Source organism: Halobacillus sp. K22 (assembly GCF_052246795.1).
Taxonomy (GTDB): domain Bacteria; phylum Bacillota; class Bacilli; order Bacillales; family Halobacillaceae; genus Halobacillus.
Map to the genome: position 1 here is coordinate 238,090 of NZ_JBQQCN010000003.1, position 16,227 is coordinate 254,316.

21 protein-coding genes are annotated in these 16,227 nt (G+C 42.6%); 16 read left to right on the forward strand and 5 right to left on the reverse strand.

Translation table 11 applies throughout. From position 1 onward, the window contains the following. Position 1: 1 nt before the first annotated feature. Positions 2 to 442 (forward strand): YlbF family regulator, encoded by a 441-nt coding sequence (locus ACTWPM_RS04235; RefSeq protein WP_443131819.1) that lies wholly within the window; start codon positions 2 to 4, stop codon positions 440 to 442. Positions 443 to 444: 2 nt separating this feature from the next. On the opposite strand, the gene ACTWPM_RS04240 is transcribed toward ACTWPM_RS04235, so the two are convergent. Beyond that, positions 445 to 768 carry a hypothetical protein gene (locus tag ACTWPM_RS04240; protein WP_443131820.1) on the reverse strand — a complete coding sequence of 108 codons (324 nt, stop codon included), beginning with the start codon at positions 766 to 768 and terminating at the stop codon, positions 445 to 447. A 99-nt stretch (positions 769 to 867) separates the two neighbouring features. On the opposite strand from ACTWPM_RS04240, the gene ACTWPM_RS04245 reads away from it, so the two are divergent. Next, the gene (locus ACTWPM_RS04245) at positions 868 to 1,146 is read left to right on the forward strand and encodes a YlbG family protein (protein ID WP_443131821.1); all 279 of its coding nucleotides are present in this window, start codon (positions 868 to 870) and stop codon (positions 1,144 to 1,146) included. Between the two features lie 32 nt (positions 1,147 to 1,178). Here ACTWPM_RS04245 and ACTWPM_RS04250 read toward each other — a convergent pair whose 3' ends face one another. Next, positions 1,179 to 1,568, reverse strand: coding sequence for a DUF7147 family protein (locus ACTWPM_RS04250; protein ID WP_443131822.1), 390 nt, complete (start codon positions 1,566 to 1,568; stop codon positions 1,179 to 1,181). Between the two features lie 428 nt (positions 1,569 to 1,996). On the opposite strand from ACTWPM_RS04250, the gene rsmD reads away from it, so the two are divergent. Beyond that, complete coding sequence (gene rsmD, locus ACTWPM_RS04255; protein WP_443131823.1) at positions 1,997 to 2,578, forward strand: 16S rRNA (guanine(966)-N(2))-methyltransferase RsmD; 582 nt, start codon at positions 1,997 to 1,999, stop codon at positions 2,576 to 2,578. A gap of 12 nt (positions 2,579 to 2,590) precedes the next feature. Further along, complete coding sequence (coaD, locus tag ACTWPM_RS04260; protein WP_443131824.1) at positions 2,591 to 3,070, forward strand: pantetheine-phosphate adenylyltransferase; 480 nt, start codon at positions 2,591 to 2,593, stop codon at positions 3,068 to 3,070. Positions 3,071 to 3,080: 10 nt separating this feature from the next. Here coaD and ylbJ read toward each other — a convergent pair whose 3' ends face one another. Then, the gene (ylbJ, locus tag ACTWPM_RS04265) at positions 3,081 to 4,400 is read right to left on the reverse strand and encodes a sporulation integral membrane protein YlbJ (RefSeq protein ID WP_443131825.1); all 1,320 of its coding nucleotides are present in this window, start codon (positions 4,398 to 4,400) and stop codon (positions 3,081 to 3,083) included. Between the two features lie 66 nt (positions 4,401 to 4,466). Between ylbJ and ACTWPM_RS04270 the strand changes: the two genes are divergently transcribed. Both ACTWPM_RS04270 and ACTWPM_RS04275 read left to right on the forward strand, forming a co-directional pair. After that, entirely contained in the window at positions 4,467 to 5,255 is a 789-nt protein-coding gene (locus ACTWPM_RS04270) for a patatin-like phospholipase family protein (protein WP_443131826.1), read from the forward strand. 4 nt (positions 5,256 to 5,259) lie between these two features. Continuing rightward, a complete protein-coding gene (locus ACTWPM_RS04275) occupies positions 5,260 to 6,282 on the forward strand; it encodes a SepM family pheromone-processing serine protease (RefSeq protein WP_443131827.1) in 1,023 nt (340 codons plus the stop codon). A gap of 37 nt (positions 6,283 to 6,319) precedes the next feature. Here the strand turns inward: ACTWPM_RS04275 and ACTWPM_RS04280 are convergent, their stop codons facing one another. Then, positions 6,320 to 7,525 carry a nucleotidyltransferase gene (locus ACTWPM_RS04280; protein ID WP_443131828.1) on the reverse strand — a complete coding sequence of 402 codons (1,206 nt, stop codon included), beginning with the start codon at positions 7,523 to 7,525 and terminating at the stop codon, positions 6,320 to 6,322. A gap of 207 nt (positions 7,526 to 7,732) precedes the next feature. Here ACTWPM_RS04280 and ACTWPM_RS04285 point away from each other — a divergent pair, with 207 nt between their 5' ends. The 4 genes from ACTWPM_RS04285 to ACTWPM_RS04300 all read left to right on the forward strand — a co-directional run bounded on the left by ACTWPM_RS04285 (position 7,733) and on the right by ACTWPM_RS04300 (position 10,491). After that, positions 7,733 to 8,254: a YceD family protein gene (locus ACTWPM_RS04285; protein ID WP_443131829.1), complete on the forward strand. Its 522-nt coding sequence runs from the start codon at positions 7,733 to 7,735 to the stop codon at positions 8,252 to 8,254. Between the two features lie 46 nt (positions 8,255 to 8,300). After that, positions 8,301 to 8,474, forward strand: a complete 174-nt coding sequence (gene rpmF, locus ACTWPM_RS04290) for a 50S ribosomal protein L32 (RefSeq protein ID WP_014643101.1) — start codon at positions 8,301 to 8,303, stop codon at positions 8,472 to 8,474. Positions 8,475 to 9,185: 711 nt separating this feature from the next. Then, the gene (locus ACTWPM_RS04295; protein WP_443131830.1) at positions 9,186 to 9,953 is read left to right on the forward strand and encodes an enoyl-CoA hydratase/isomerase family protein; all 768 of its coding nucleotides are present in this window, start codon (positions 9,186 to 9,188) and stop codon (positions 9,951 to 9,953) included. 61 nt (positions 9,954 to 10,014) lie between these two features. Beyond that, positions 10,015 to 10,491: an RsfA family transcriptional regulator gene (locus ACTWPM_RS04300; RefSeq protein ID WP_443131831.1), complete on the forward strand. Its 477-nt coding sequence runs from the start codon at positions 10,015 to 10,017 to the stop codon at positions 10,489 to 10,491. Between the two features lie 134 nt (positions 10,492 to 10,625). Here ACTWPM_RS04300 and ACTWPM_RS04305 read toward each other — a convergent pair whose 3' ends face one another. Next, on the reverse strand, positions 10,626 to 11,111 hold the full coding sequence (locus tag ACTWPM_RS04305) for an N-acetyltransferase (RefSeq protein ID WP_443131832.1): 486 nt from the start codon (positions 11,109 to 11,111) through the stop codon (positions 10,626 to 10,628). Between the two features lie 160 nt (positions 11,112 to 11,271). On the opposite strand from ACTWPM_RS04305, the gene ACTWPM_RS04310 reads away from it, so the two are divergent. The 6 genes from ACTWPM_RS04310 (at position 11,272) to ftsL (ending at position 16,208) form a co-directional block, all read left to right on the forward strand. Continuing rightward, complete coding sequence (locus ACTWPM_RS04310) at positions 11,272 to 12,153, forward strand: 2-dehydropantoate 2-reductase (RefSeq protein WP_443131833.1); 882 nt, start codon at positions 11,272 to 11,274, stop codon at positions 12,151 to 12,153. Next, entirely contained in the window at positions 12,150 to 12,530 is a 381-nt protein-coding gene (locus tag ACTWPM_RS04315) for a DUF3397 domain-containing protein (protein ID WP_443131834.1), read from the forward strand. The genes ACTWPM_RS04310 and ACTWPM_RS04315 overlap by 4 nt, the downstream gene beginning before the upstream one ends. Positions 12,531 to 12,626: 96 nt before the next feature. Continuing rightward, positions 12,627 to 14,252, forward strand: coding sequence for a bacillithiol biosynthesis cysteine-adding enzyme BshC (bshC, locus tag ACTWPM_RS04320; RefSeq protein WP_443131835.1), 1,626 nt, complete (start codon positions 12,627 to 12,629; stop codon positions 14,250 to 14,252). Between the two features lie 160 nt (positions 14,253 to 14,412). Then, the gene (gene mraZ / locus ACTWPM_RS04325) at positions 14,413 to 14,844 is read left to right on the forward strand and encodes a division/cell wall cluster transcriptional repressor MraZ (protein WP_443122459.1); all 432 of its coding nucleotides are present in this window, start codon (positions 14,413 to 14,415) and stop codon (positions 14,842 to 14,844) included. 21 nt (positions 14,845 to 14,865) lie between these two features. After that, a complete protein-coding gene (gene rsmH / locus ACTWPM_RS04330) occupies positions 14,866 to 15,846 on the forward strand; it encodes a 16S rRNA (cytosine(1402)-N(4))-methyltransferase RsmH (RefSeq protein WP_443131836.1) in 981 nt (326 codons plus the stop codon). Beyond that, a complete protein-coding gene (gene ftsL, locus ACTWPM_RS04335) occupies positions 15,843 to 16,208 on the forward strand; it encodes a cell division protein FtsL (protein ID WP_443131837.1) in 366 nt (121 codons plus the stop codon). The genes rsmH and ftsL overlap by 4 nt, the downstream gene beginning before the upstream one ends. Positions 16,209 to 16,227: the final 19 nt, after the last annotated feature.

The window sequence follows — 16,227 nt, forward strand, 5'->3', positions numbered from 1 at the left end:
AATGCTAGCTACAATGGAAATTGTCGATCTGCTTGATAGTTCAGAAACGATTGGCCACATGGTCATGAATTCAGATACAATGCATCATTATAACGAAGCTAAGTTTGCTCTTGAGAACGATCGTGAGGCACAAGCGCTCATCAAGAGATTTGCTGATATAAAAGAACACTACGAGGATGTACAGCGTTTCGGACGCTATCATCCAGATTATAATGATATTATGAAAAAGGTTCGTTCCGTTAAGAGAGAAATGGACATGCACGAAACCGTGGCTCATTTCAAAAAAGCGGAGCGGGAAGTTCAAAAGCTGCTGGATGAAATAAGTGAAAACGTTGCTTTCAGTGTAAGTGAACAAATAAAAGTTCCTAAAAATGGAATGGCACTTACCGATTCCGGATGCAGCGGCGGGTGTGGAAGCGGCGGCAGCTGTGGATGCTCTTAAACTTAAGTGAATCGAATACAATCATCACAGAAGTTGCCGCAGCAGAACATTTTCCGTTGGGGAACTAGAAACCGGACACGATACACATAGAACGCCTGACTTTTGCGTACATAACTCATCGCAAGGGTCAGGCGTTTTCCTTTCATCGCTTTAGCAGCGGATCGTTTAAGCTGATCTTCTAACTGAGATTGATCAGCTTGATGAGCCGGCCAGAGATACACAAAAGGAAGCCCGGTAATTTGTTTAAACTGAACGTTCTTTATAACAGAAGACCGGTGCAAATCTTCTGAAAAAAGGTCAAATGCCCGTTCGTGGTCCGTTTTCATAGAAAGACTCCTTTTTAAAAGAATAGTCAGAGAATAATTGCCGTTCACCTTTACTTTTGGTACACTGACGGTAAATACTTCGTAAAGCAGGGTGTCGTCATGATTAAAACGAAACGACAAGGTATTATTGTATATTTTCAACACATGAAAAATGTCAGACAAATAAAAAAGCACGGTCATCTCATCCATGCCTCTAAAAAGTTAAAATATGCGGTGTTGTATGTGAATGAAGAAGATTTGGAATTTAAAATGGAAAAGTTAGAGCGGTTACCATTTGTTTCCCGCGTTATCCCTTCTCATAAACCTGATATTCAGACGGATTATGAAAATGCAAAACCTGATAAAGCAAAGCAGTACGATTACAAAATGGGCATTTAGAAAAGAGGTCTCCGATAAGGAGACCTCTTTCTTTAGGACAGTGGGGCGATAAATTTATTCATTCGCAGGATGCCGATTAAATGCTGGTAAAACAACTCAGTCTCTGGAAATAAGCTTGAGGGCTTGATGGTAAATTCGGCTACCTCATTTCCGGCACTTTCAGCCATCTCTTTGAATAAATTAAATCGTTTATTCGGTTGCTCATGCGGGTTCGGGATCCCTTCCCGGCAAATATATATCGGTTGAAACTTATCTCCCCGGGCCGGCTTCATTACCAGGGATAACGAGGCAAGTGGTTTACCGTTTTCTTCGCTATAAAATGCGATCGCATGCTGAATTCTCTCTGGCATAAGAGACCCCAGTTCAATCAGTTCATAAATATCTGCATAACCTTCACCAAGTTCGATGAATTTTTGGATCATATTGATTTACTTCCTTTCCTGAACGCTTTCAAGACTACACTAGCAAAAATCAGTATGCTTGTGAACACTCCGGTTATGGAATGCATAAATTCGGAGAGGTTTCACAGGAGAGGATATGTATAGGTTTGCACAGCACAGGTCTTCCGGATAAGGTTTTACCGGCCTATGAGATCGGTACCTTATGTCCAAAAAAAATAGGGCTGTCCATAATAGACAGCCCTTCTTCCTTGAACCCTAAGATTCAAGAAAGTAAAGGGAGAGGAGAAACCGGAGGAAGTACTTATGGGGATGTAAGCCTTCTCCGTTTTCAGAAGCAGTAATCTGCTTCAACTCTAGTATGGACTTGCTCTATTTCTTTTATTCACTGGAAATAGAATTCTTCATTAAAAACCTTCAATTTCCTGCAGCCTTCATTTTGTGGTAGGATTATGGGGAATGATGACAAAAGAGGTGTAGAAACGATGCGAGTAATTGCGGGTGACTTTAAAGGGCGTCAGTTAAAATCTGTCCCCACTCATAAGACTCGTCCAACAACTGATAAAGTAAAGGAAGCGGTTTTTCACAAGATTGGTCCTTATTTTGATGGGGGTAAAGCTTTAGATCTTTTTGCAGGAAGCGGCGGACTCGGCATAGAAGCGTTGAGCAGAGGTGCATCGTCCTGTATATTTGTAGATCAACAGCAAAAAGCGATCCAGACCATTTATGAAAATATTCACACATTGGATTTAACGGACCGTGTAGAAGTGTTTAAAACTGATGCTAAGCGTGCCATGAAGGCAGCTGGCAAACGAGGGTTAACGTTCGATTACATATTTCTTGACCCTCCCTATAAAAAGTTTTCCTACAAAGAACTAATGGAAGCGCTTTTAGATTATGAATTGTTGGCAGAGCATGGAGTTATCATTTGTGAACACGATGCATCTGAAGAAATTCCTGAGTCGGTTGGCCGATTGAGTCAGATAGATTCAGATGTATATGGAAGTAATATAGGTGTGACAATATTCAAGTAAGGAGGGATTACAATGCCCACATTAGCTATCTGTCCAGGCAGCTTTGACCCGGTTACATACGGTCATTTAGACATTATTCAGCGAGGGGCGAAAGTGTTCGATCACGTGATTGTGGCCGTGTTCAACAATCAGAGTAAAGCACCTCTTTTTGATGTGGAGGAACGCTGCCGGCTCCTGCGGGAAGTAACTAAAAATCTGGACAACGTTTCTGTTGATTCCTGCAGCGGTTTATTAATGGATTATGCGGAAGAAAAGAAAGCCCAGGCCATTATCCGTGGACTGCGCGCCGTCAGTGATTTCGAATATGAGATGCAGATTACATCGATGAATCGCAAATTAAACGCCGATATTGAGACGTTCTTTATGATGACGAATAATCAGTATTCGTTCTTAAGTTCAAGTATCGTAAAAGAGGTAGCCAAATATAGAGCGAGTATTTCGGATTTAGTGCCACCTCCTGTAGAAAAAGCATTATTTGATAAGTTTGAATAACCAATGACCACTACGAAATATGTTCGTAGTGGTCATTTTTATCATCATTTGGTTTTATACGGTTGGACTGCCACTTCACATACATCGTAAACATAATCATGACGATTGTGATCGGCGGACCATAATGGTGAAAGAATTCCAAAAGCGGAACCGTAAGCTGTTCGGTTGGGTTCCATATAGGAAGACTATCGCCTTGCTCCGAAGGGGAGTAGGCAAAAAGATAGAGTAAACCAATTATTAATGATGCAATCGCTCCGTGAGTCAGTCGGGAAAGGGCATAAGGTTTAAAGCGAATGTCAGTGTCTGCTATAATGCTTGCAATCTGCGCCTGGATAGAGAATCCATGAAAGCCAAGGATAAAGCTCACGAGCATGAGTTGAGCCAGCAAAGATTCGTGCGTCTGAGTCACGGCTCCGATTCCGGTAGTCATTTCCAGCATCCCGGCCATAAGCGGAATCGGGAAGCTTTCAGGAAGGCCGATCAAATGGAATAGAGGGGAGAGGGCTGGCAGTACCCCTGTTCGTTTCAGGAGTTCCGTTAATACTGAAAATAACATAATAAAACCGCCGACCATCAGAAGAGTATCAACGGAGCGGGACACGGCGTCCCCCATTAATTTCCCCATCGATCTTCCATCATCTAAACGCGACTGGTGCATGGTAATAAAGGCTTCTCTGAAGGTAGGATAGGTTTGATCGCGAATAGGGGGTTCTTCTTTTCGCTTGTAGAACCGCATAGCTATACCAACGATAAAGTTGCCTCCATAATGAGCGATAGCAAGAATTACTCCAAGGGAAGTATTATGAAAAAAACCTACAGCTACAGCCCCAAAAAGAAAGAGGGGGCTGGACGCATTCGTAAATGAGATGAGGCGTTCTGCTTCAATTTGAGATATTTGACCTTTTTTTCTAAGGTCAGCAGTCCACTTAGCGCCGCTTGGGTAACCGCTCGCCATTCCCATCACCCAAACAAAGCCTCCAGAGCCCGGCACATTAAACAAAGGGCGCATGAATCTTTCGCTGAGGGCTCCCAAGCCATGGACCACTCCAAATCCAATGAGCAATTCGGCTGTAATAAAGAAAGGGAGAAGAGAAGGGAATACCACCTCCCACCAAAGATCAAGGCCCCTTAAACTGGCAGTCAGAGCAGCTTTAGGGTATATAATTAAGGATACGGCAAAACCAAGGGTTAAACAGGTTAGCCATAAAGTCTTTAATTTGGAAATAAGGAACGCCTCCTCAGGTATACGGTTTTCTGTACTTCTAATATCATCCATAGTAGAATGAGGATATATTTGGACATGTAACAGGAAGGCTAGTCTATATTCCATATGTACGCTCATAAGATAAGGATTTATTCCATAAAATAAAGCAAAGTATGGAAGGGGGAATGGCAGGTGGGACGTCCGAAGATCGGTTTGGCGCTCGGTTCGGGAGGGGCACGTGGTTTTTCCCATCTGGGTGTTCTCAAGGTTCTTAAAAGTTACGGAATTCCAATCGACATGATAGCGGGGAGCAGCATGGGAGCTTTAGTAGGCTCTTTTTTTGCGGCTGGACAAAAGATTGAAGATATGTATAAGCTCGCTTTTACCTTTAAACGGAAATATTATTTGGATTTCACCGTCCCGAAGATGGGCTTTATTCAGGGGCGACGGATTAAAGAGTACATCCGGCTTTTTACCTTTGGAAAGAACATAGAAGATTTCCCCCTTCCTATGGCGGTTATTGCGACAGATCTGTATGCCGGGCAAAAGATGGTTTTTACAGATGGTCCTGCCAGTGAGGCGGTCCGGGCTAGCATCGCCATCCCTGGAATTTTCGTGCCGGAACGAATTAATGAGCGGTTATATATTGATGGAGGCGTGATGGATCGTGTTCCAGTCTCAGTGGTTAAGGAGATGGGAGCGGATATCGTAATCGCAGTGGATTGTGCCCATTTTGATGCTGATCCCAATATCAATACTATCTATGATGTTATTACTCAAAGTATAGACATCATGCAGCATGAATTAGTGAATGCTATGGGAGTATCAACAGATGCTGATGTTATGATTCGTCCAGATGTATCCAAATATAGTTCCCGTGCTTTTACAAATATCGAAGACATTGTTGCAGCCGGGGAAGCAGCAGCAGAAGGACACATAAAAAACATCCAAGCCAGACTTGCTGCGTGGAAGGAGCCCTAAACGAATGAAAGCCAATAAGCGCGTATTAATTACTGGAATCATAACCGCACTGATTATTGCATTTTTAGCGGCGTATCGATTACCGTTTTATATTTACAAACCTGGATCTGCTGACGCTTTGGATCCGATCGTTGAAGTTGTCGATGGGTATGAAAGCGAAGGAGATATGCATCTTGTAACCGTAAGAGGCGGTCAGGCTACACCTATTCAGTGGCTGATGGCTAAGATTAGGCCATACAATCAAGTGTATCCTATCGAACAAATCCGTCCAGAGGGTGTAACGGAAGAAGAATACTATCATGCTCAGCTTCAAATGATGGAATCTTCACAGGAAGCGGCTAAAGTGGTCGCTTATCAGGCAGCAGATAGAGATATTGAAATTAATTTCGAGGGCGTCTTTGTAATGAGTGTCATCCAAGGGATGCCTGCAGAAGAGAAGCTTGAATCAGGAGATGAAATTCTGGAGGTCGATGGAAACAAAATTCAGGAATCCAGCGACTTGATTGATTATGTAAGTGACATGGAAAAAGGTTCAAAAGTAAACTTAACCATCAAGAGAGGCGAGGAGACGCTTCAAAAAGAAATTGAGCTTGCTCCATTTCCTGACAATGCAGATAAAGTAGGTGTTGGAATTTCGCTCGTTACGGACCGGTCCGTGAAAGTTAATCCAGAAGTTAAAGTGAAGAGTGGAGAGATTGGTGGACCGAGCGCTGGCTTAATGTTCTCACTTGAGATCTATGATCAGTTAACTGAAAAGGATGAAACAAAAGGATATGAAATTGCAGGAACCGGTGAAGTAAACTACGAAGGGCAAGTAGGTAGAATCGGCGGTATAGATAAGAAAGTAGTAGCTGCCTCTAATGATGGTGCGGACATCTTTTTTGCCCCAAATGAAGAAGGGCGTGAAGGCTCCAATTATCAAGTAGCTAAGAAGACCGCAGAGGACATTGAGACAGATATGAAGGTTGTTCCCGTGGATACGTTCCAGGAGGCTATAAACTACCTTGAGGATCTTGAACCAGTCTGATACTAAAGAAGCAGCCTCAGAGAGAGGCTGCTTCTTTCTAATGTTGAACGGGGGCTCCATACTCCCTTTTTAACATGGCTTTCCTTACAGAGGCTTCCAACACGCTATAGTAGGCAATTGAAGCCCTCTCCTCAATATCAAGCATAAGGTGATTCATTTGCTGCGGCTGAGAGAGTACGGGCAGCCGCATCTGTTTCTTAGTCGAGCGAAGGTAATCTTTACCGGTATCACTCATAGCTAATACTCGTACATAAGGAGGTGGCTGGTTCAGCAGCAGCTGGGCATCTTGTTTTTCCGTACCCGTCAGAATGTGAACGAGCGTGCGCTGCAGCCGTGTCCATGTATAACGTTTTGTTTTCAACTGCTCCATAAACTGCTGAAAGTTCTCTGACTCTTTTATTATTCTTTGAAGACGATGCTCAAGCCCTTCATCGACTCCCTGAATAGAACGGAGGTCTTTCGGTTTCAGTGTTAAGATTTTGTGCTGAAGGAGGGAAAAGTAATGATTCCATTCATGCCACATTCCCTTGCTTTCTTTATATGAAAGCAACTGATTTCGTGTAGATTCCGGAATAGATTCCTGAACGAGGGTGTTCATGCCGTCAGCTAAGAGTTCTTTTCTTATACTCGTGGCACTGGCAATATTCCCTACAATCGTTTCGTCGTGGTAATTATTTTTTTCTCTTTTAATGGTAAGAGGACGAATCTTTTTATCATAGGCCAGGATTTGTTTTACATAGCTGTAGCCCAGGATATTATTGGGCTGAGCCAGATCAATACTGCTTGTGGGCAGCTCGACAGCCTGATAACCAAAACGAGAGGCTTCAGGGAAGGAGTACCCCTGATTTAAGTATTTTCTAACCGTTTCATCATATAACCCTGCGTTTCGATCCAGGTGCTCGTGAGCGCTTAGAAAAGCTTGTATTTCACCGCTTTCACTGCCGAAGCAGATCGATTCCACTCCGATTTCAGAAAGAGTCTGGACGGCTCCCTGACTGAAGTAGTCACTGTGCTCAACAGCGTATATGTAGGGAAGTTCCAGTACGAGATCAGCTCCAGATTTTAAGGCTGCTTCAGCCCGGTGCCATTTATCAATAATGGCGGGTTCTCCGCGCTGCAGGAAATTTCCACTCATGATGGCGATCATACAGTCGGCTTCTGCTGTTTCTTTGGAGCGTTCCAAATGGTAAAGATGACCATTATGAAAAGGATTGTATTCCACGATAACCCCGCACGCTTTCAAATGAGTTCCTCCTTCAATGGTAAGTAGATTTTAATAGGTACCTGAATTTATTTTATCATGAAGAGGGAGAAAATTCGCATGCATAGGGCAAAATATGTTATCTTAATAAAACCATTAAGAAATGGGTCGCATTTGCTGTAAAGAAAAAATATTGACAAATGACGTAAATCCTTTTACAATAACTCTTGTTGCCATGAGGTGATAACTATGAAATTTCCTCTCCAGAAACTTAAACAAGCAGGTGACGAACCGCTGGTTTTTGAAGAAGAGGTAGATATTCGCGAATTAGAAGAAATGAAAAATGACATTCGCAGGATTTCCCCTGTCCATGTCAAAGGTCAAGCCGTCACACACGGAAACGATATTACGGTGACTTTTTCAATTGATGGAGAAATGGTGTTACCTTGTGCCCGGACATTAGTCGATGTGACTTATCCGTTTAAAATTGATGCACTGGAAGCATTCAATCTTTCTCCTTATCATGAGGAAGAAGATGATTCCGAAGTTCATCCAGTGCAGGGAGAAGTGCTTGACTTGACGCCTTATATCAAGGAAAATGTACAGTTGGAGATTCCAACGAGAGTATTTTCTAATGATAGTGAGGCTCAGGATGCAGCCCCCCAGGAAGGGAAAGGCTGGCAAGTAGTTACTGAGGAACCAGAGGAAAACAAAGTGGATCCTCGAATGGCTAAACTGCAATCATTATTAGATGAAAAAGAAGACGAATAAGAAAATCGTTTGGTTTTCTAATCGTAAATAAAAGGAGGTGTAGAACATGGCAGTACCTAAGCGCAGAACGTCTAAGAAAGTCAAAAATCAACGCCGTACTCACAAAAAACTTCACGCGCCAAAAATGCACAAGTGTGAAAATTGCGGTGAGTTCACTAAGCCACACCATGTTTGCAAATCTTGTGGACAATACAACGGAAAACAAGTGGTTAACAACTAAATCCTTGTTGGAGAAAGAGTCTGAACATATAAGTCAGGCTCTTTTTTTTATGTTAAGATCTTTTAAACGTTTTTAATGATCATGTTATACAAGGCTTATTCGACTAAAGGGCCGGATTGTGGAAGACTCCGATTAGAGATATTGTGTGGAGAAAGGGGCTCCAGGGAACGGCTCGCTTTCCGCGGGCATGAGGTGAGCTTCCTCAGGCTTCGCCTTCCGGGATCTCACCGATCATGTTCATCCCGCAGGAGTCTTCGCCGTTCCCTTCCGCCCCTTTGCGATTATTGAGAGCTCAAAATTTTCTGCATAAACGTCTTCCAATGAACAAGGATCATCTATGATTCCCCACTGGTCTTTACTTGTGTTTAATTGTAGAAACCCTGTTATATAAGCATTTGAGGCAAATGCAGCATGGCTTCTTTCTCCTATAGCAGGGGCCCGTTCACTAGATATCGTTGGGTTGGTGGGGAAATGATGAGACTCCCATGGGAGAAGGAACTAGGTGAGATCCCGCAGGGAGTGAAACGAGCGAGGAAGCTCACCGTTCCCCCATAGGAAAGCGAGTTATTTCCCCGCCAGCCCTATTCCAAATAGAGTAACGGGCCTCAGTTATCTCGAAACTGAGTCTTCCAGTAACGGGAGCTTTACTTTAATGTCATTAGGGAGCTTTGACGGTACTTTGTGTTAAATTAATGAATAGAGGTGATGGAGATGGAACAAGTCCGACTGGATATTAAACAAGAAAATTATGCGGTACTCACGCTTCAAAGACCTGAAAAAATGAATGCGGTTACACGTCATATGACAAAAGAGTTGAAAGAAGCGTTGGATCAGGTAAGTTCAGACCATACGCTGAAATTTCTGGTGATCACTGGTGAAGGGGAGCGTGCTTTTTGCACGGGAGGAGATTTAAATGAATTTCATGGTGATATGACAGCTGATCAAGCTTATAACTTGCTCCACCCTATGATGGAGGTACTCCATCAATTGGCTACGCTGCCTATCCCCGTTATCGCCCTATTAAACGGCCAGGCTAGAGGAGGAGGTTGCGAAATTGCTACAGCATGTGATTTCCGTTATGGACGTAAAGAGGCAAAGTTCGGCTTTGTACAGGGGAACCTTGGAATCACTCCCGGCTGGGGCGGAGGAACCCTCCTTTACCGGCGTATAAATTCTGGCAACGCTGCTCACTGGCTGATGGATGCGGAAATGTATGAGGCAGAAAGAGCTCTTAATATAGGCTGGCTACATAAAATAGCTTCTTTGGAAGATATTCATGGTTTAAAAGATATTCAACCTTTCTTAAATAAAACCTCCGCTCAGATGCGTGTATTTAAGAAGCAGCTCCTCAAGCAATGCTTTCCCGAGGATCTTTATGAGCGTATGGAAGAAGAGGTTCGGCTTTGTTCGGAGTTATGGGAAACTGAAGAACATAAACTAGCGGTGAAAAAGTTTATGAGCACAAGAAAAAAGTTATGAATACGATTCTATCAACCATCCTTTCTGCATAACTATATACAAACAATAGAGGAGGGATGGTATGGATGCCCCTAGACAAGACGCCTGGAAGGAAGAGGAAGATATACTTCTGGCTAACACGGTTCTCAAGTACATCCGAGAAGGTAAAACACAGCTTGAAGCCTTTCAGGAAGTCGCTGAACATTTGAACCGAACGCCCGCAGCCTGTGGGTTTAGATGGAATGCGACCGTACGAAAAGAGTATCATGAAGAAATTCAAGAAGCGAAACAAAACCGCAAAGAAAAGCGAACGATTTATACAACTTTACCTTCTGCTGAAGATTCACCACTTTCGATTGATGCCGCAATTTCCTTCTTAAAAGAAATGAAAGTGAAACAGTATGACGAAAAGGGTAAACAGAAACTTGAATATGAATTAAAACAGTTGAGTGAAGATAATCAGAAACTCAGACGCCAGTTGAAACAGTGGGAAGCGGCTTGGAATGAAATGGATAAACTCGTTCATTGGGTCAAACAACATCAGAAGACTCCTCAATAAACGATTAAAGCTATTTTATGTACTATCATTAAATGTAAGATCCGACAGACGGGTTCGCCCGTTTACTAAGTCCGGATAAAGAAAAGGCCCCTACACGTCATATGTAGCGGCCTTGTTTGTATTTGGATATGGTTTTATGCATTTACATCTCTTTCCTCGACACCTGAAGGCATCCAGATCAGTGGATTTTCTCCTAAATCACGCTCTACATCATAATTTGCCTTTTGGAAGCCCATCTTTTCCCAAAAACCGTGAGAATTGATGCGAGGGTTCGTTTTAATAGGCAGTTCGAAGCTTTTTGCAAATTCAACTAAATCTTTTCCAAAGCCCATGCCCCGGTAATCAGGAAGAACTTCAAGTTTCCATAGCTCAAGATAATCTTGAGGAGGAACAAAATAATTATCGTATTTAGCACGAACGCGGTATAAACTCATGCGCGCGACTAAAGCGCTTCCATAATAAACACCAAAAAAAGGTGATTCGCTGTCATTTTCTACAATGTTGCTTTCCAAATCCTCAAGCATAGCAAGCTCCTGGTTGCCATACTCCTTAAAGCGTTTGAATTCTTCTAGTGTTTTATAATTGACCAGTAAAGGCTTAACTTTTGTGGAAGTCATCATAAAGATTCCCCTTTCTATTTATCTGTATCTTCCTTTATTATAATATAAAAATTTTCAGAATGAAATGAACAATTAGTGGAATGACAATTATCGACTGCTATCGTCCATAAGAGTCTGCTACAATAAGAAAATATATATTGAACGAAGTGAGGGAAGATCAATGAATATAGGAATCATTGGGGGAGGTTCCATAGGGCTCCTTACGGCTGCCTATTTAGGCAGAAACCACGAGGTTCATCTATATGTAAGAAGAGAAAAGCAGAGAGAGCATATAGAAAGAGAAGGCGTACATTGTGATGGTCTGGGGGAACCTATTCGGGTACGTGCCCATACCATTGCAAGTGGATTTAGGAACCATAGTCTGCTCATCGTTGCTGTTAAACAGAAAGATGTTGCTCCGTTATTAGAAATGAATTTACCATCGGATGTCCCTTTCCTGTTTTTACAAAATGGGATGGGCCATTTAGAGCGAGTACAGTCACTTTCAAACACGTGCTGGCTTGGTGTGGTGGAGCACGGGGCTCTTAAACTGGATGATACACATGTAAAGCATACGGGGAATGGAAGAATCAATGTGGCCAGTCTGTCCACGCAGGAAGCTGGTCTTCAACAAATGGTTAAAACGCTGCATACCAACGATTTCCCAATCTACGTTCGGGAAGATTATGATGATATGCTTGCCTCGAAATTGCTGGTTAACTCTGTAATTAATCCTTTAACAGGGATCTTCAAAGTGAAAAATGGAGCTGTGTGTACAAACGATTATATTAGAGCTCTGGCCTGGCGTTTGTGTCAGGAAGCCTGTATGGTCTTAGAGCGTAACATGGATGAGGAATGGGAAAGAGTACAATCGATCGCAGAATTGACTGCTGAAAATCTATCTTCAATGCTCAGGGACTTAGAAGCTGGCAGAAAAACAGAAATTGAAGCCATAAATGGATATTTGTTAAAGCGAAGTTCTCGCCCATTACCGAACCATCAATTTGTGCTGGATGCTGTTCACGCAATTGAATTTCAGAATGATAGGAGACGGGAGAAATGATGGAATTCTTGGTTTTCTCACTAGCCGCAATTCTAACTCTGCCGGTCCCGGTGCTGATAATCTTCTATTTATTTGCCAGGAAATTCAAGCGTCACAAGTGGAAAGCTATTCACCAGACCGCTAATTTCACCGCACCCATCTTTATTTTAGCCGTTCATGTCCTATTATTAGTGATATTTGAACAGAATTTCTTTGCTTTTATTATGATTTTTCTATTACTTCTCTTAGGGCTGTCACTTATCGTCCAGTATCGAAAAAATCATGACGTTCAACTAAAACGGGCGTTCAGAGGGTTTTGGAGAGTCAGTTTCCTAGTTTTTACCCTCTTCTATGTAGGTTTGACTGTTTACGGCCTGATGGATCGTTTACTATGGTAAGAAACAGATTAGATGAACTCCCTGAATCTTTTTTGTACAATACTAAGAGGATACATACTACAAAGAATATTTGCCCGATAAAGGAGTAGTTCATAAATGCGTATCGATCCTATTCAATTAAAGCCGAAACAGAGGCTGTTTCATGATTATAAATATAACTTTGAAAACGTTAAAGAAAAATTCTCGTATGCGCCTGGAGATCCTGATTCCTGGAAGAATAGACTGCAGTTCCTGCAATCTCAAACTTATCAGCGCACCAATCTTTCGGAAGTCTTAAAAGAAATGAACGAGCAGTGGGGTGCACCGGAAAGTACAATGGATAATATTGAAAGACTTAAAGATGAAAAGGCAACTGTGGTCATTGCCGGACAACAGGCAGGCTTGCTTACAGGTCCGCTGTACACGGTTCATAAAATCATCTCTGTCCTTCAGCTGGCTAAGAAAAAAGAAGCTGAACTAGGTAAACCGGTTCTCCCGGTCTTCTGGGTTGCAGGAGAGGATCATGATTTTGATGAGATTAACCATATTATGGTTAAGAGTCAAGGGAAAATGAAAAAGATGGCTATTTCCCAGGAGCCTGAACGAAAAGCCTCCGTTTCAGATATTAGGATCGACCGGGAAGCCGGGGAGGATTGGCTGAAGCAAATATTCAGTGAGGTAGATGAGACGGAATACACTGGTGATTTTTATCAACAGGCGCTGCGCTTATTGAACCAATCTGACAGCTATAGCGATTTCTTCGCTAAATTGGTCTATCTTTTGTTTCCTGATGAAGGTCTGGTGGTGATGGATGCTCATCGCCCGGAAGTACGCAAGCTTGAGTCAGCTTACTTTACTTCGATGATTCAGCACAATGCAGAAATCGCGCATCGTGTTTTCTCTGCCATTCAATTAAATGCACAGGATGGATATGAAACAGTATTAGACAGTGAAGCAGAAGATGCTCATTTGTTCTACCATCATGAGGGTGAGCGCGTCCTCCTTACTCGTGAGAAGGACGGGAGCTTCAGAGGCAAACAGAATGAAGTGCTGTTATCAGAAAAAGAATTATTAGATGTAGCAGCAAATCAACCGGAGCGTTTAAGCAACAATGTAGTGACAAGGCCGCTCATGCAGGATTTCTTATTCCCTGTACTCGCCTTTATAGGAGGTCCTGGGGAAATTAATTATTGGTCTGCTCTTAAACCTGGTTTTGAAGCCGTAGGTCTGCAAATGCCTCCGGTACTCCCTCGATTATCCTTTACATTGGTAGACCGTAAATCCGAGCAGGAGTTGAAACACTTCAATGTAGAGCCTTCAGAAGCTGTGCAATTCGGTACCGGTGAAAAGAAAATGAGGTGGATTGCGGCGAAGAGTGCTCCGCCTATTCCTCAGCTTAGTGCACAAGTGAAAGAAGAAATAGAAAGAATTCATAAGCCTCTTAGAGAAAAATCTGCGGAACTCGGACCGGATCTAGAAGGTCTGGCAGATAAAAATCTTCATTACATTTACCAGCATGTTGATTATTTAGAAAAGAGGATGGCGAAAACTCTGGAAGAGAAATACGAAAGAGAAGTAACGCAGTTTAATGAATTGGATTTACTCCTCCACCCTGCAGGAGGTCTTCAAGAACGGATGTGGAGTATTCTCCCATGGGTGAATCAGCATGGTACGGACGTTTTTCAGCGACTTAATCAACATTTGCTAACGTTTGATCAGGATCATTATGTGGTGTATGTATAAAAAAGCCCTCCACCTTTCTCCACTTCATAAAAAAATCGTTTAACCCTTTAAAATCTTGCCTTTTCAGGCAGGATTTTTTTTATGGGTGCAGAAAAATTAAAAGTATGTGGAGAAAAGTGGGGCGATGTGGTAAGGTGAAGACAGAAGGTGGGGAACCAATATGTTCATGGGTGAATTCCAGCATAACATTGATACGAAAGGACGGATTATTGTTCCATCCAAATTTCGTGAAGACCTTGGGGAAACGTTTGTCCTTACTCGAGGTTTAGATCAATGCTTATTCGCTTATCCTATGAATGAATGGAAGCTTCTTGAAGAGAAGCTTAAGAAACTCCCCCTTACCAAGAAAGATGCCCGCGCTTTCACCAGGTTCTTCTTTTCAGGTGCCGTCGAATGCGAGGTGGACAAGCAGGGAAGGATCAATATCCCTCCTCCTCTTCGGAAGTACGCTTCACTTGAGAAGGAATGTGTGGTTATCGGCGTATCAAACCGCATTGAATTCTGGAGCCACGAGCATTGGGAAACGTATTTTGAGGCATCGGAAGAATCATTCTCTGAAATTGCGGAGAATATGCTTGATTTTGATATTTGAAGATGAGAAACGAGTGAGAACATGTTTGAACACTACAGCGTATTAAAAGAAGAAACTATAAAGCACTTAAACATTCATCCTGACGGTACATATGTCGACTGTACGCTTGGCGGTGGAGGGCACTCAGAAGTGATTGCCTCCATGTTAAGCGAGAAGGGCCGGTTAATTTCATTCGATCAGGATGAAGCAGCCCTGGGAGCGGCTCGTGAACGGTTGGATGAATACTCGGATCGAGTCATTTTTGTGCATGCGAACTTCCGCGAATTGGAAAGTGAACTGGAAGAATTAGGTTACACTGAAGTCGATGGGATTTTATACGACCTTGGTGTATCAAGTCCTCAACTGGATGTTGAGGAACGTGGATTCAGCTATCATCAAGATGCACCTTTAGATATGCGGATGAATCAGTCTAATGAATTAAGTGCCAAAGAAGTCGTGAATGAGTGGCCGTATGAGAGTCTAGTGAGAATTTTCTTTAAGTATGGAGAAGAGAAATTTTCTAAACAGATCGCAAGAAAAATTGAAGCCGCACGAACTGAAAAAAAGATTGAAACAACAGGTGAACTTGTCGAACTAATTAAAGAGGGAATTCCTGCACCTGCAAGGCGCAAGGGTGGACACCCGGCTAAGAGGATATTTCAGGCTATTCGCATTGCTGTTAATGACGAACTGGGTGCTTTTCAGGATAGTCTCCATCAGGCAGCACGAGTGTGTGCGGTTAATGGACGAATTGTCGTGATTACCTTCCATTCTTTAGAAGACCGTTTATGTAAGCAAGCTTTTAAAAAATGGAGTTCCAATCCGCCTCTGCCGAAGAATATCCCCGTTATCCCTGATGACAAACAGCCGCCATTCAAGATGGTATCACGTAAACCGATCGTTGCAGAAAGTGAAGAATTAGAAGAAAACCGTCGTTCGCGCTCAGCAAAACTGAGAGTTGTAGAGAAGATTAAACCTTGGAATTCAGAGTTTCAATTTGAAGAAGGGTGGAAGCAAACATGAGTGTAGAAAAAATTAGAAAAGAGGAGCAGCCTTTTCATCAACCGGAGAGACAAAAACAGGTTAAAGTAAAGGTTCGAAAAAAACAATGGATCAGTACAGGGGAAAAAATGCTTTATTCGGCAGCTACAACTTTATTTCTTGCAGCCTCTGTATTCCTTGTGCAATTTTCTGCCTCCATGGACGAACTTAATCGTGATATCAGAAGCTTGGAGCAGGAAATTTCCCAACAGGAATCTCAGAATGAAAACCTCGCTTTTCAAGTGAAAGAACTGAGCAACCCGGACCGCATTCTTAAGATCGCCAAAGAGAATGGACTGGACATCCAAAATGCGCAAGTTAAACAAGCAGGTAATATCGAGTAATAAAATCTTAAAACTGGTG

Bases quoted from the DNA above. Each gene is read 5' to 3' on its own strand.
- ACTWPM_RS04240 (WP_443131820.1), bottom strand. From the start codon at position 768: ATGAAAACGGACCACGAACGGGCATTTGACCTTTTTTCAGAAGATTTG.
- ACTWPM_RS04285 (WP_443131829.1), top strand. From the start codon at position 7,733: ATGAAATTTCCTCTCCAGAAACTTAAACAAGCAGGTGACGAACCGCTG.
- ftsL (WP_443131837.1), top strand. From the start codon at position 15,843: ATGAGTGTAGAAAAAATTAGAAAAGAGGAGCAGCCTTTTCATCAACCG.
- ACTWPM_RS04310 (WP_443131833.1), top strand. From the start codon at position 11,272: ATGAATATAGGAATCATTGGGGGAGGTTCCATAGGGCTCCTTACGGCT.
- rsmH (WP_443131836.1), top strand. From the start codon at position 14,866: ATGTTTGAACACTACAGCGTATTAAAAGAAGAAACTATAAAGCACTTA.
- ACTWPM_RS04305 (WP_443131832.1), bottom strand. From the start codon at position 11,111: ATGATGACTTCCACAAAAGTTAAGCCTTTACTGGTCAATTATAAAACA.
- ACTWPM_RS04235 (WP_443131819.1), top strand. From the start codon at position 2: ATGCTAGCTACAATGGAAATTGTCGATCTGCTTGATAGTTCAGAAACG.
- mraZ (WP_443122459.1), top strand. From the start codon at position 14,413: ATGTTCATGGGTGAATTCCAGCATAACATTGATACGAAAGGACGGATT.
- coaD (WP_443131824.1), top strand. From the start codon at position 2,591: ATGCCCACATTAGCTATCTGTCCAGGCAGCTTTGACCCGGTTACATAC.
- ACTWPM_RS04275 (WP_443131827.1), top strand. From the start codon at position 5,260: ATGAAAGCCAATAAGCGCGTATTAATTACTGGAATCATAACCGCACTG.
- ylbJ (WP_443131825.1), bottom strand. From the start codon at position 4,400: ATGGAATATAGACTAGCCTTCCTGTTACATGTCCAAATATATCCTCAT.
- ACTWPM_RS04245 (WP_443131821.1), top strand. From the start codon at position 868: ATGATTAAAACGAAACGACAAGGTATTATTGTATATTTTCAACACATG.
- rsmD (WP_443131823.1), top strand. From the start codon at position 1,997: ATGGGGAATGATGACAAAAGAGGTGTAGAAACGATGCGAGTAATTGCG.
- ACTWPM_RS04295 (WP_443131830.1), top strand. From the start codon at position 9,186: ATGGAACAAGTCCGACTGGATATTAAACAAGAAAATTATGCGGTACTC.
- ACTWPM_RS04300 (WP_443131831.1), top strand. From the start codon at position 10,015: ATGGATGCCCCTAGACAAGACGCCTGGAAGGAAGAGGAAGATATACTT.
- rpmF (WP_014643101.1), top strand. From the start codon at position 8,301: ATGGCAGTACCTAAGCGCAGAACGTCTAAGAAAGTCAAAAATCAACGC.
- bshC (WP_443131835.1), top strand. From the start codon at position 12,627: ATGCGTATCGATCCTATTCAATTAAAGCCGAAACAGAGGCTGTTTCAT.
- ACTWPM_RS04250 (WP_443131822.1), bottom strand. From the start codon at position 1,568: ATGATCCAAAAATTCATCGAACTTGGTGAAGGTTATGCAGATATTTAT.
- ACTWPM_RS04315 (WP_443131834.1), top strand. From the start codon at position 12,150: ATGATGGAATTCTTGGTTTTCTCACTAGCCGCAATTCTAACTCTGCCG.